General features: G+C 36.0%; 14 protein-coding genes. 2 read left to right on the top strand and 12 right to left on the bottom strand.

Annotated elements, in window-relative coordinates; translation table 11 throughout:
* The first annotated feature begins 86 nt into the window (after positions 1-86).
* A complete protein-coding gene (locus tag EW15_RS01280) occupies positions 87-1,145 on the top strand; it encodes a glycosyltransferase (RefSeq protein WP_038650987.1) in 1,059 nt (352 codons plus the stop codon).
* On the opposite strand, the gene EW15_RS01285 is transcribed toward EW15_RS01280, so the two are convergent.
* The 10 genes from EW15_RS01285 to EW15_RS01330 all read right to left on the bottom strand — a co-directional run bounded on the left by EW15_RS01285 (position 1,138) and on the right by EW15_RS01330 (position 10,313).
* On the bottom strand, positions 1,138-2,220 hold the full coding sequence (locus tag EW15_RS01285) for a histidinol-phosphate transaminase (RefSeq protein WP_038650990.1): 1,083 nt from the start codon (positions 2,218-2,220) through the stop codon (positions 1,138-1,140). The genes EW15_RS01280 and EW15_RS01285 overlap by 8 nt on opposite strands.
* Positions 2,221-2,289: 69 nt before the next feature.
* Positions 2,290-3,447, bottom strand: a complete 1,158-nt coding sequence (locus EW15_RS01290) for a quinone-dependent dihydroorotate dehydrogenase (RefSeq protein ID WP_038650993.1) — start codon at positions 3,445-3,447, stop codon at positions 2,290-2,292.
* The gene (gene rnhA, locus EW15_RS01295; protein ID WP_038650996.1) at positions 3,434-3,919 is read right to left on the bottom strand and encodes a ribonuclease HI; all 486 of its coding nucleotides are present in this window, start codon (positions 3,917-3,919) and stop codon (positions 3,434-3,436) included. The genes EW15_RS01290 and rnhA overlap by 14 nt, the downstream gene beginning before the upstream one ends.
* 67 nt (positions 3,920-3,986) lie before the next feature.
* A complete protein-coding gene (gene rplL / locus EW15_RS01300) occupies positions 3,987-4,382 on the bottom strand; it encodes a 50S ribosomal protein L7/L12 (RefSeq protein WP_011823058.1) in 396 nt (131 codons plus the stop codon).
* A 52-nt stretch (positions 4,383-4,434) separates the two neighbouring features.
* Positions 4,435-4,962, bottom strand: a complete 528-nt coding sequence (rplJ, locus tag EW15_RS01305; protein ID WP_038650999.1) for a 50S ribosomal protein L10 — start codon at positions 4,960-4,962, stop codon at positions 4,435-4,437.
* A 222-nt stretch (positions 4,963-5,184) separates the two neighbouring features.
* Positions 5,185-5,892 (bottom strand): 50S ribosomal protein L1, encoded by a 708-nt coding sequence (rplA, locus tag EW15_RS01310; RefSeq protein WP_038651002.1) that lies wholly within the window; start codon positions 5,890-5,892, stop codon positions 5,185-5,187.
* Between the two features lie 70 nt (positions 5,893-5,962).
* Positions 5,963-6,388, bottom strand: a complete 426-nt coding sequence (gene rplK, locus EW15_RS01315; RefSeq protein ID WP_038651005.1) for a 50S ribosomal protein L11 — start codon at positions 6,386-6,388, stop codon at positions 5,963-5,965.
* 103 nt (positions 6,389-6,491) lie between these two features.
* Positions 6,492-7,100, bottom strand: a complete 609-nt coding sequence (gene nusG / locus EW15_RS01320) for a transcription termination/antitermination protein NusG (protein WP_225866610.1) — start codon at positions 7,098-7,100, stop codon at positions 6,492-6,494.
* Between the two features lie 102 nt (positions 7,101-7,202).
* Positions 7,203-7,445 carry a preprotein translocase subunit SecE gene (gene secE, locus EW15_RS01325; protein WP_011294206.1) on the bottom strand — a complete coding sequence of 81 codons (243 nt, stop codon included), beginning with the start codon at positions 7,443-7,445 and terminating at the stop codon, positions 7,203-7,205.
* 72 nt (positions 7,446-7,517) lie between these two features.
* A complete protein-coding gene (locus EW15_RS01330) occupies positions 7,518-10,313 on the bottom strand; it encodes an ATP-dependent Clp protease ATP-binding subunit (protein ID WP_038651012.1) in 2,796 nt (931 codons plus the stop codon).
* 157 nt (positions 10,314-10,470) lie between these two features.
* Here EW15_RS01330 and eno point away from each other — a divergent pair, with 157 nt between their 5' ends.
* Positions 10,471-11,772 carry a phosphopyruvate hydratase gene (gene eno, locus EW15_RS01335; protein ID WP_038651015.1) on the top strand — a complete coding sequence of 434 codons (1,302 nt, stop codon included), beginning with the start codon at positions 10,471-10,473 and terminating at the stop codon, positions 11,770-11,772.
* Between the two features lie 18 nt (positions 11,773-11,790).
* Here eno and EW15_RS01340 read toward each other — a convergent pair whose 3' ends face one another.
* Positions 11,791-13,470 carry an AarF/ABC1/UbiB kinase family protein gene (locus tag EW15_RS01340; protein ID WP_038651018.1) on the bottom strand — a complete coding sequence of 560 codons (1,680 nt, stop codon included), beginning with the start codon at positions 13,468-13,470 and terminating at the stop codon, positions 11,791-11,793.
* Positions 13,467-13,778, bottom strand: coding sequence for a hypothetical protein (locus tag EW15_RS01345; RefSeq protein WP_038651021.1), 312 nt, complete (start codon positions 13,776-13,778; stop codon positions 13,467-13,469). Before EW15_RS01345 ends, EW15_RS01340 begins: the two co-directional genes overlap by 4 nt.
* Positions 13,779-13,867 lie beyond the last annotated feature (89 nt).

The raw sequence follows: 13,867 nt of genomic DNA on the forward strand, positions 1-13,867 counted from the left end.
CTATTAATTTGGTTGTCAGTGAATTTCTCACGCCTACCTTTTTTACTCAATATAACTTACCCTCAATAGGTAAGGTTATTTAATTTATGCCTCGCCTTTTAATTGCTGCAAGCGGAACCGGTGGGCACATTTATCCTGCATTATCTTTCGCCGATTCACTTTCAAATTTTTGGGAAATAGAGTGGTTAGGGGTATCAAATAGGCTCGATGTTGAACTAGTTCCAAAAAAATACAATTTAAACAAGTTAAAAGTTGGAGGATTACAAGGAAACATTTTTAGAAAAATGTTTGATTTATGTAAATTACTCTTCGCTTCTATTCAAGTATCTGTCTTATTACGTCAAAAAGAAATTAGCGTTATTTTTACCACAGGTGGCTACATATCTGCTCCATGTATTATTGGCGCAAAAATCGCAGGTATTCCTATTGTACTGCATGAATCCAATGCTATTCCTGGTAAGGTAACTAGGCTGATGGGTAGATTTTGTGATCATGTAGCTTTAGGGATCCCATCAGCATCTGAGTATTTGCAAAAATGTAGAACAAGTTTTACAGGAACACCTGTAAGGTCAGAATTTTTATTAGATAAGTCTCTGCCAAGTTGGGTCCCCCTGGGAGAGGGCTTATTGATTGTGGTAATGGGAGGTAGTCAAGGAGCAGTAAAGATGAATGAGATGGTAAGGAAGATTTTACCTTTCTTGATTGGGAAGGGTTGTAGAGTTGTTCACTTGACTGGTAAAAACGATTGCTTTTATAGAAATCGAGATAAAGATAAAAGTCAACCTAATTTGGTTGTAAGAGACTTCAGTGATGAAATACCTGCCTTGCTTCGAAATGCTGATCTTGCAATTAGTAGGTCAGGAGCTGGTGCAATTTGTGAATTAATGGTAACCAAGACCCCTTCAATTTTAATACCTTTTCCAAGCTCTACCGATCAACATCAAGAGCTTAATGCTGCTTATATGGCAAGATTTGGAGGGGCTATAATAGTTAATCAACATGACCCGGAAAAAAACATATTGAAGAATATTGTATCGAATTTATTGGATTCTAATTCTCTTAGTGAAATGAAATTAAATATGAATAATCATGATTATTCATATCCTGAAAAAAAGATATTCGAAATAATAAATTCTATTAGTTAATGTAATCTTTTAGTGTATTAATAATTTGAATATTTTGTTCTCTTTTTAGAAGACTGATTCTGAACCAATTTTCATCTAAGTTTATAAATGATCTACATTCTCGTAATAAAATTCCTCTTTTTTTTAAATTATCAAGAAGATTTAATATAGAGCTCTCACTTTTTATTAATTGAAAGCTCGTAGTTGATGGTAGAGGCTTAATGGTAGAGAAACCTGACAAACTTTGATATAGCCATTGCCCTTCTTTTTCTACCCATCTGTGGATCTTATTTAATCTTTTTTTATGCATTTTAGAATCTTTCATGATCATCTTAGTTGCATTGATAGCTAGCGTATTTACAGGCCATGGATCTCTTATCTCTTTCCATTTTAATAATCTATCTGAGTTTGTTACGGCATATCCAATCCTTAATCCAGCAATACCAAGGAATTTAGTTAAACTTCTTATTACTATTAGGTTCTTATATCTAATTGTTAAATCTATAATTGATTGTTTTTCACCTCCAGGGACAAGAGAAATAAATGCTTCATCGCAAATTACAAGTTTGTAATTTGCTAATAAATTTTCTATTGAAGAACGACTCCATAATTGTCCAGTTGGATTATGTGGATTGGTAATCCACAAGACATTTGCTTTTGGTTCAATTGGAAATGATTGAGGATTGTTATTTGTCCAAGATAAGGGTAAAGGGTTGTGAACATAAGGAGCATTCCAGCATTTTAAAGCTCTTTGATAATCTCCAAAACCAGGAGAGGGTAAAGAACTTATTCCATTTAAACTTGCATCTCTTGCTGCCCACGTAAATAATTCAGAGGCTCCATTGCCAGGTAAAATCATTGATGGCTCAATATTATGCCATTTTGAAATAGCATTTTTCACTTCAAAATAACTTCTATCGGGATAAGATCTTATAGACCCATTTTTTATACTATTAATAAGATAATTATTTAATTTTTTAGGTAATTTAAAAGGAACTATTGATGCACTTGCATCGATTATATTTTCTGTAGACACTCCTAATTTTCTTGCTTCTTTTTCAATATTACCTCCATGACTTTCAAAGTTTATTTTCATTATATTTGAGACAATCTTATTCTTAGTTTAAAATATAATCATAAAAATTTATTTAATTCCTTTTGTATTTTACTTCCATGGTTCTTCAGAACCAATTGCCTCTTTAATATTTCGGAATCCATGTTTTTCCATTTGCAGGATTAATCCATCTAGTATCCCGGGAACTAAATTTGGTCCCTCAAATATCCATCCAGTATAAATCTGAACCAGTGATGCACCAGCTGTAATTCTTTCCCATGTCGCTCTTGCTGAATTAATTCCACCCACACCAATTAGAGGTAAATCATTATCAGTACTTCTTCTTAGTCTCCTAATAACTTCCAGTCCTCTTTTTTGTAAGGGTAGACCACTTAATCCTCCATTTTCTTGTTCTAGAGTATTGCCAGTTTTGATTTTTAGATTTTTTAAATCAAATCGATTTAAGCTGGTATTGATTGCAATGATTCCATCGATGCCATTTTCCATTGCAACTCTCGCAATTTTATCAATTGCTTCATTGGAAAGATCTGGGGCAATTTTGACAAGCAAAGGAGGACAATTGGATAAATCTTTAAGCGTTCTTATTAATTTTTTTATTTGTTTTGTTCCTTGTAATGAACGAAGGCCTGGAGTATTAGGTGAACTAACATTAATTACTGCATAGTCTGCTAAAGGAGCCAATAGTCTTAGAGATAGGGAATAGTCTTTATGGGCTTCATCGAGTGGTGTGATTTTTGACTTTCCTAAATTTATTCCCAAGATACAAGGTCTATCACCTGGTGCAGGGATTTTCTGTTTTTCTATTGTTTTCAAAAATTTTTCGGCTCCTTCGTTATTGAATCCCATTCGATTCAGCGCAGCTTTCTCTTTTGCAATTCTAAAAAGTCTAGGTTTTGGATTGCCTTCTTGGGCATGCCAAGTAATAGTTCCTAATTCGGCGAAACCAAATCCAAAATAATTCCAAAGACCTGCTCCTACTCCATTCTTGTCAAATCCAGCAGCAAGTCCCAAAGGATTTTTAAAGTGAGAGCCAAAAACAATTTGATTTAAGCTTGAATTGTTTCTTTGAAAATCACTTGATGCTTTTAAAAGGATATTAGAAATTAATGGAAAGTTTCTATTTAATGATGCGAATTTAATTGCATTAAGGGCTGAATTAGTAAGTATTTCTGCATCAATACCCTCGTCTTGAGAGAGAAGCTGACCAAGGAGAATGTTGTATAAGTCGTTTTTTTTAGTTGTTGGCAAAATCTTTTAGTTGTATTTTTCTACCTTTAGAAAAAGCTACCGCAATTGCATCGACTCTGTCATTATCCTTTTCTCCGCTATGACCTTTAACATATTGAAGTTTGATTTTTGGTAACTTAGGATGGTCAAGAGCTTTCCATAAATCTTGATTGAGAACTGGTTTGCCAGATGCAGTTTTCCAGCCTTTCTTTTTCCAATTTGGCATCCATTTTTCCATTCCATCAATTAAATATTTGCTATCAGTTTTAATAGTTAGCGAAGGGTCGAATTTTATATTTTTTAATTTTTCTAGAACAAATAATGCAGCCTGTAATTCCATGCGATTATTTGTTGTCTCGGGCGAGTTCCCACCGAATTCAATCTCGCTTCCATCCTGGAATCTGATTAATGCTCCCCAGCCACCTGGACCAGGATTACCACTACATGCACCATCTGTTGCTGCAGCAATTGCAAATTTTTCTTCTTTAGACATAAAAAAACCGGTCTGAATAGACCGGTTTTATATAAGCAGAAAATAGGTGTTTTTCCAGTAACGATATTTATTTTAAAGTTACTTTTCCGCCAACAGCCTCGATTGCTTTCTTTAAAGCCTCAGCATCTTCTTTTGTTGCTCCTTCTTTTATTGTTTTTGGAGCAGCTTCAACTAAGGCTTTTGCTTCGCCAAGGCCTAAACCTGTGGCATTGCGAACTTCTTTGAGGACTTTGATTTTAGATGAAGCATCAAAGCTTTCTAAAACAACCTCAAATTCAGTTTTTTCTTCAGCAGCATCAGCACCATCGCCACCAGCAGCAGCTCCTGGAGCGGCCATGACAACGCCGGCAGATGCGGCAGCAGATACACCAAAAGCTTCTTCTATTTGCTTAACAAGCTCTGAGGCTTCAAGTAAAGAGAGACTTTTTAATGAATCTAAGATTTCATCGGTTTTTGCAGACATGGTTTAAATCAGCAACTAAGTAAGTAGAAAACAAATTGTTAAAAAAGGAGGCTCAGCTCTCGCCGCTCTCAGAATGTTGTTTAAGAGATCTTGCAAGCCCAGAAGGAACCTCGTTGATACCAATAGCGATTTTGCTTGTTATGGAATTCAATGCACCAGCAATTTGTCCCATAAGTGCTTCCTTGCTAGGAAGTTTTGCAATCGCTTTGATTTCATCTTGAGATAAGAGTTTGCCTTCGAAAAGACCTCCTTTTGTCTCAGACTTTTGAGTTTCCTTTTGAAATGCTTGTACAGCTTTAACAGCACTACCAACATCCCCTTTGATTAAAACAAAGGCGTTGGTACCAGTAAGCAATGAATCCAAACCAGTCCAAGAATCTCTTCCTTTTATGGCTTGACGCATCAAGGTATTTTTAGTGACCTTGCATACACCATCGCTTTGTTGCAATCTTGAGCGCAAGTCAGACATTTCTTTTGTGGATAAGCCCTTGTAATCAAGAACTAATGCCATTTCGGAGTTGTCTAATAGATCCTCTATTTTTTTGACGATCTGCTTTTTGCTTTCCAGCGTGCGGCCCATAATAATTGGATCGAATCGGGGGAAGAACTGGACATGCGGCCATATTCCCTTATGGGAATCGAGGCCGCTAACGATTCAATCCAAAAAGATAAATCTTGCGTATTCCTCGGCGGGGTTTAAAGATTCTATTAAATGAAGATTTAATAGACATCAGACCTGCTGTCTTTGGCTGGGCGCATGCCCTTGTGGCTATGCCACTTAGCTAATTTACAACAATAAGGGTCACTTTTCTTTCTGCAAGTCTTGTAATTCGTTTATATCTACTTCTATGGATGGTCCCATTGTAGATGTGATAAAGAAGCTTCTCCAAAATTTACCTTTTGCACCGCTTGGTTTATTTTTTTCTATTGTTGCTTGCAGAGTCTTCAGATTTTCAAGGAGTGCATCTTCTGAAAAACTTGCTTTTCCAAATCGAACATGAACAATTCCTGCTTTGTCTGCTCTGAATTCAAGTTTTCCTGCTTTAAATTCTTTAATAGCTCCTTCTAGATCGGTCGTAACTGTTCCTGCTTTTGGATTAGGCATAAGCCCTCTAGGACCAAGCACTCGCCCCAGTTTGGCTACCTTCGGCATCATATCTGGAGTTGAAATTAGAAGGTCAAAGTTCATTTCTCCTTTGTTGATTGAATCAACTAAATCTTCCTCTCCAGCTAGATCAGCTCCTGCTTTAGTTGCTTCATTCACTTTCTCGCCGCGTGTAATAACCGCGATTCGTATTCTCTGACCGGTCCCACTTGGCAAGGCAACTGTTGTTCTGAGTTGCTGATCAGTATATTTTGGGTCAATCCCGAGTCTTATATGAGCTTCAATAGTCTCATCGAATTTTGCATTGGCATTCTCCTTAACTAGCTTTATAGCTTCAATTGGAGAATATGAACGCTCTTCCACTTTGGAAAGTAACGTTGTCATTCTTTTAGAAAAATTTTTCATAATAAATTGGGGTGCATTCGACTTTTAGTCTCCCCCTTGTAAGAGAACGTTTGGTGATTTTACGATTTAATTAGTCCTTTATGGAAACACCCATATTTTTGGCAGTTCCTTCAATAACTTTCATCGCTGATTCGATGCTGCTGCAATTGAGATCAGGAAGTTTTGTTTTAGCAATTTCCTCAAGTTGACTAGTACTAATCGAGCCAGCAGATCCTTTGGCTGACTCTCCTGAACCTTTCGCAATTCCTGCTGCTTTAGTTATCAAAACAGAAGCAGGAGGTGTTTTTGTTATGAAAGTAAAACTTCTATCTTCGAAAACTGATATTTCTACAGGAATTACAAAGCCAGCTTTGTCTTGTGTTCGCGAATTGTATTCTTTGCAAAACGCCATTATGTTTACGCCATGTTGACCAAGCGCAGGCCCAACGGGAGGAGCAGGGTTGGCTTTGCCAGCCTGTAAGGCCAACTTGATCAGGGCTACTACTTTCTTTGCCATCGGCTGAAAATTGAACTAATGCGGAAAACCTGAAGTTAATCAGATTAAATTATCTATTAAACTTAACTCCTAGACTGACCAGACAGCAAAAGGAAATTAAAAATCAATTTTGTTTAGTTATTTGAGAAAATTCGAGTTCAACTGGAGTTTCTCTCCCGAAAATTGATAAAAGAGCCTTGAGTTTGTTTCTTTCTCCTGAAACTTCAATAACCTCTCCTTGGAAGTCTTTGAAAGGACCAGCAGTTACAACAATCTGATCGCCTTCCTCTACATCTAGCTTGACAACAGTTTTCTTTTCAGCTGCTCGTTTGAAAATTCTATTAACTTCTTGCCGGCTGAGAGGGCGAGGTTTTATGTGTCCGCGTGCTTTACCAGTAGCTCTTCGGTCCTCTGCACCAACAAAATTAATTACATTCGGAGTACTTCTTACAGCCATCATTGTGTCTTCATCTAACACCATACGAACCAGCACATATCCAGGGAAAACTTTTTCTTCTGTGGTTTGCCTGCTACCATCTTTTTTTAGCTTAACTGCTGGTGTTTGAGGGATTTCTATCTCTATGATTCTGTCACTAACACCAAGAGTGATTGCTCTTTGCTCAAGCGTCGCTTTTACCTTCTTTTCGCAACTTGAGGCAACCTGAATAGCGTACCAACGGGCAATATTTGTCTTGATTGCTTGATTTGCAAAAAGTGATTGATCATTCTCAATTGCTTCTGATCTATCAATTATTTTTGAATCTTTAGCTGGGGTGGTTTCAATCTCTGACACTGGAAAAAATTGTGAGTGGTTTAAAAATTTAGGTGAGTCAACTCAGCGAAAAATCTGAGTAGAGGCCCATCCATAAAAACGGCTTACAGCAGCGATTGATACTGCTGATAAAGTGACCATTAAAATCACTGCAACAGATTCGCTAAAAAGTTGTTGGCGTGAAGGCCATACAACAAGTTTCATTTCATCAATTGTAGAGGATAAAAAACTCTTTTTTAAGGCAGTCTTTTCCTTTTTTGTAGGAATTACCTTTTCTTGATCCTCTTTAGAGGTTGGACTTGTCACTTTGGGAAGACTAAAAGGAGTGTACTTTTAAAAAGAATGGCTATGAACCTACACTAACTTATGTTTGATAGATTAGTTATCTATTAAAAAAAGAAGTTTTTTTGAATCATCATCTTTAGTTTCAACCCTTATTGATCTTGCATCTTCAAAAGCCTCTTCTAAAATTTGTGTGGCCAGCGGGTTTTCTAATCTTCTTCTAATCACTCTTCTTAGCGGTCTAGCCCCGTATTCAGGTTCATAGCCTTCTTCAGCAAGAATTTTAATAGTGTTTTCGTCAACAAAAAGGTCTAAACCTTGTTGCTTTAGAAGCTTTTTTAATTCATCAAGTTGAAGTCGAACTATTTGCTCTAGGCTGTCAGGTTTAAGTGGACTAAATCTTATTACTTCATCAATGCGGTTCAAAAATTCAGGTCGAAAATGTTTTGTTAGAGCTTCGTTGATTTTTTGATCTAATTCTTGTAAAAGAATATTTTTATTTGAATTTTCGCTTTGAAGTTGAAGTGAATTATTTAAGATTGCTTTGCTAGCAAGATTGCTTGTCATAACAATAACTGTATTTCTAAAATCTACTGTTCGACCTTGAGAATCGGTCAGTCTTCCATCATCTAATACCTGTAAAAGGATGTTGAAAACTTCTTGATGAGCTTTCTCAATCTCATCAAGAAGCAAAACTGCATAAGGTCTTTTTCTAATTGCCTCTGTTAATTGACCACCTTCTTCGTAACCCACGTATCCGGGCGGTGCACCTAAGAGTCTTGAAACAGCATTCCTCTCCATATATTCACTCATATCAAGTCTCAACAAAGCGTCCTCTTCATCAAATAAAGAACTTGCTAATGATTTAGCAAGTTCAGTTTTTCCAACACCTGTAGGGCCCAGAAAAAGAAAGGATCCAATGGGCCTTCTTGTGTCCTGCATCCCAGCTCTTGCTCTACGTATTGCGGCTGAGATTGCTTGAACAGCATTTAGTTGGCCAATAACTTTTTTTTCTAAGTCTTGTTCTAAATTTAAAAGTTTCTGTCTTTCACCTGATAAAACCTTTCTAACAGGAATCCCTGTCCATCTTGAGACAACATCAGCTATGTCTTCTGGGTTGACTTTGTCTGTTAGTAAGGAATTACCATACTCATTGTCTTCTTGAATAGAAATTTCTATTTCTTTTATTCTTTCTTGTAATTGATAAAGTTGTTCATATTTAAGTCTTTCTACTTCTTCTATTTCACCAGAGCTTTCGACTTCTCTTATTAAGTTTTTTAATTCTTTGAGGCTTATTTTTAGTTCTTGTAATTCAGCTGATTTATCAATCTGATTTTGCCATTTTTGTTTAATCTCAGCTAACTCAAAGAGCAGAAATTCTTTCTCTTCTTGAAAATTATTTATAGTCTCTAATGTTGTCTCTTTATTTGCATTTAGAATTGATGACTCTAAATCATTAACCTGAGATTCTTTCTCTTCTATAATTTTTGGTTTTGATGCAGATTCTATTCTTACTTGAGCTGAAGCCTCGTCGATTAAGTCAATAGCTTTATCTGGTAGGCATCTATCACTTATATATCTATGGGCCAAACGATTCGCTGTAATTAGTGCTTCATCTGTGATAATTACTCCGTGATGAACCTCGTAATTTTCTTTAAGTCCTTTTAAAATTTCTAAGCTTAAATCTAAGTTGGGTTCTTTGATTGATACTTGCTGAAATCGTCTATTAAGAGCAAGGTCTTTTTCGATTGTACGTCTATAATTTTCCGGAGTAGTTGCCCCAATGCATCTTAAGTCTCCACTTGCTAATAATGGTTTTAATAGACTACCAGCATCAATATTTGATCTGTCTTTGCTTACAATTGTGTGTAATTCATCTATGAATAGGATTACTCCTTTTTCACTATTGTTGATTTCACTTAATAATGATCTAAAGCGCTCTTCAAATTGTCCTCGAAATTTGGCTCCAGCAATTAATGCACCGATATCAAGTGAAATCAACCTTAAACCTTGAAGAGATTCAGGAAGTTCGTTGTCTACAATTTTTTGAGCTAATAATTCTGCAATTGCTGTTTTTCCAACACCAGGAGCACCAATCAGTACTGGATTGTTTTTACCTCTTCTAGATAATACTTTTGTAATTGCTTTTATTTCAGACTCTCTGCCAATCACAGGGTCTAAAGTTCCATTTTCAGCTTCAGTTGTAAGATCTTTACAGTATAAATCTAAGGCACTTGGTGCCTCATTAAGGTTTAAAGGTTCTTGCTTTGATGTGATCTCTTCGTTAGAGCGAGGAGTAAGTGGCTTGGTTATTGGATCTTTTGAAGTAGTTTCGGTAGGGATAAAAGACTGTGAATCTTTCTGTGGTCGATTTGTTATTGGTTTGTCTTTATTCCTTTTTGATTGTTTAAATGATTTGGGTGCTGGTAGTCGACTCAATTCCGCTTCGAGAATTTCACTCGGTAGACCTGCTTGATAAAAAAGATCTTCTCCTAAGCGATTATCTCTGCCAATTGCCATGAGAATATGAGATATTTCTATTTGATTAGATCCCCATCGAGAGCGAAAATCATGAGCGACTTCAAGAAGAATTTCTAAGTCTTCTCCAATAAATAAATCTGGTTGGTTGTTTATTGGTAGTTCAGCAATAAAGTTTTCTAAAATTTCATTTAAATCTTTATGGTTTACGGGTAAGGAATTTGTATATTTTTGATATTTTTTATTTCTAAAAAGCACTTCAATAAGATGCTCAACATCTAAGTTTTTATGTCTCCATCTTCTGGCTGATTGTTCAGCTATTAATAAAAGACTCCAAGCTTCATCGCTAAAAGAATCTGGTTCTGTAGTTAGACTTCCATTCATTTTTGATGACTTTTGATTCAAAGTGGTCATTTGCCTACTGAATTTTGGTTGAGACCTTTCTATCTATATCTGTATTTTCTTTTAAGACAAATTTGATTGATTAGGTCTTGGAAAGCAAGCTAGATTGGCAATTAAGGAACATATAGGAATAATGTAGTTCATAAGATCTAAAAATCATCTTAAATTCGTGGCTGACTCTCTAGAACTTGTAATTGATACCATTATGGCCCGAGAAGTGTTGGACTCACGTGGTAATCCAACAGTTGAGGCTGAAGTTCTTTTAGAAGGTGGTGCCATAGGACGTTCAATTGTCCCAAGTGGCGCAAGCACTGGAGCTCATGAAGCTCATGAATTAAGAGATGGTGGTACGCGTTATCTGGGGAAAGGAGTCCTCAAGGCTGTGAATCACATAGAAGAAAATATTGCTCCCGCTCTATGCGGTCTGTCCTCTTTAGATCAAGCCACAGTTGATTCAGTAATGAAACAACTTGATGATACTGACAACAAATCAAATCTTGGAGCTAATTCAATTCTTGCTGTCAGTATGGCTACTGCAAGAGCCGCAGCAAATGGATTGGGATTACCTCTTTATAGGTATTTAGGAGGACCAATGTCATCATTATTACCAGTTCCATTGATGAATGTCATTAATGGAGGAGAACATGCAGCAAATAATTTAGATTTTCAAGAATTTATGTTGGTTCCTCATGGCGCTGAGAGCTTCAGAGAAGCATTGAGAATGGGCGCTGAAGTCTTTCATACGCTTAAAAATTTATTGAGTCAGAAAGGTTTATCAACTGCTGTTGGAGATGAAGGGGGATTCGCTCCAAATCTTGAGAGTAATAAAGCAGCAGGTGAGCTATTAATGCAAGCAATTGAACAGGCGGGATTTAAACCAGGAGAGCAAATCTCTCTAGCTTTAGATGTTGCGAGTACGGAGTTTTATGAGGAGGGGCAATATTCTTATGGTGGAAATTCTTACTCCAGCGAGCAAATGGTTGAGGAATTGGCTGGATTAGTGAATTCATTTCCAATTGTTTCTATTGAAGATGGATTAGCTGAAGATGATTGGGATGGTTGGAGCTTGCTTACGAAAAAGCTTGGCAAAAGTGTGCAATTAGTTGGAGATGATTTATTTGTTACCAACACACTTCGTTTGCAACGAGGGATTGATGAAAATATTGCAAACTCAATATTAATTAAGGTGAATCAAATAGGTTCTCTGACTGAAACCCTTGAAGCTATAGAGCTTGCCTCAAGATCAAGTTATACAACTGTTATTAGTCATAGAAGTGGAGAAACTGAAGATACAACTATTGCTGATTTATCAGTGGCAACTAAATCTGGTCAAATCAAAACAGGTTCTTTGAGTCGGAGTGAAAGAGTCGCGAAATATAATCAATTACTTCGTATTGAGGATGAGTTAGGGAGTCAAGCAATATATGCTGGACTCGTTGGATTGGGACCAAGAGGAAGCTTGAAAGGGTAATTTCAATAAACTAATAAACTAGCGGGAGCCACCTCTTCCTTGGAAATTATCAAGTCGATTTTCGTTTCTCATTTTGAATTGTAATGTGATCCAATTTAGAGCTATTGGAAACCCTGGAATTAATGGTATGAAAAATAAATATGGTTTGCTATTTGAGGCTAATAAAGCTGACGATATTGCAAGTGAGCCAAGGAGAACAGAATTCCCTAGTGTTTGTTGAGCGTTAATCATTCTTCTCAGTTGTCTGTCTGATTCACCCATTCGTACTTGAAGTTGCAAGTCGCCTTGTTCAAGTCTTTCTAGATTTTCATCTAAGCGTTTTGGTAACCCAACAGCTTTACTGCCTATTTCAGTAACTTGTCTTCCTAATTCATTAAATAGATCATTAGAGTCTGGTTTCTTTGAAGTCATGAGAGGGAGAAGGAAGGGTTTTGCTATTGCTATTAAGTTGAATTCTGGGTCTAAATATCTTCCAACTCCTTCAAAAGTAGATAATGCTCTAAAAACAAAAATCAACTCAATTGGAATTCTAAAGGGTTTCCCATAAGCCAGCTCAGATATATCCCCAGAGAGCTTTTCTATTATTTGAGAATCAAAAGGAGGAGTGAGTGCTTCATTTAGCATTATTCTTATTAATCTTCTGACTGGACCTATTTCAATATTTTCCTCTATTAATCCAGCAATTTGAAGTTCTTTGACTAGTCCACTAACGTCTCTCAGCGCTGCGGCTTTTATCATTGAATTGAGCCTGCCTCTAATACGCTCAGAGACAAAACCCATCATTCCAAAATCATAGTAAATGAGAGAACCACTCTTAGAAACAGCTAAATTACCAGGATGAGGGTCAGCATGAAAAAAACCGTAATTAACTAATTGCTTCAAATAACTTGTAGCTCCAATCTTTGCTATTGAAGAAGTATCAATATCATTACTTTTTAGAGATTTAATGTCATTGATCTTAATTCCTGGTAAATACTCCAGGCATAAAACTTTACTGGTGCTTAAATCCCAAAATACACTTGGGATTAAAATATCTGAGTCATCTATAAATTGTTGTTTAAATCTTGCAGCATATTGAGCTTCAATTCGAAAATCTAGCTCTCTGAGTAATACTCTCCTAGACTCCTTTGCAATACCTATCCAGTCATTACCTCGACTTAAAGACTTTATTCTTTGTACTACTTTGGCAACTTGATTCATCACATCTAAGTCAAGCCTGAAAAACTTTTCTATATCTGGTCTTTGGACTTTAAAAATGACATTTTTACCATTAATTAGTCTAGCTTTATGAACTTGAGCAAGTGATGCTGAGCCAATTGGATTTTTATCAATACTTATGATTTTTTTATATGAACTACCAAGTTGTGTTGTTAAAATTTCATCGACTTTTTCAAATGCAAAAGGTGGAACTCTGTCTTGTAAAGTGGTAAGCTCATTTACCCATACGGATGGAATAACATCAGCCCTAGCAGATAAAAGTTGGCCTAATTTTATAAATGCTGATCCTAAATTAATGAATTCTTTTGTAATCCATTTTGCTCTTGAAGTAGTTCTTTTTTCTCTCTTTTTAGTGGTATATCCTTTTAGATAACTCCATTTTTTAGAATCAAACCATAAATAGAAAAGTAAACCTAATAATATTATCCAAATCCTAAAGGCTCTAAAAAATTTTTGAAGTTGACTAGCTATAAATATCAATTTTTTCCCTCAATATCTTTATTAATATCGATAACTTTTGATCTGAGATTATCTATTTGAATTTGAATTGAATCTTCTTTGCTTAATTGTTCCTCAGAAGTATTTTCTTTTGATTCATTAGTCTTTTTTTCTAGACGTACGGATTCTTCAATAACCTCTTCTTTAAAGCTATCCCATTCATTTTGGAGTTTTTGGGGTAACTCTTCAGCAATTTCAGTAAATTCTTGAGCAGAATTTATCAATTTCTCTGTTATGCGAGCTGATATTCGGTTTATAGCTGCTTTAAGCAGTATCTCTGAGTCGCTCAAGAATCTAAATAATCAACTTACACTGTAGAAGATTTAGGTTTCTTTGTGTCTTCGGATTGAAACTAGGTATGGGCAGATTTGCTCTTAAT

Source organism: Prochlorococcus sp. MIT 0801 (genome assembly GCF_000757865.1).
GTDB lineage: Bacteria > Cyanobacteriota > Cyanobacteriia > PCC-6307 > Cyanobiaceae > Prochlorococcus_B.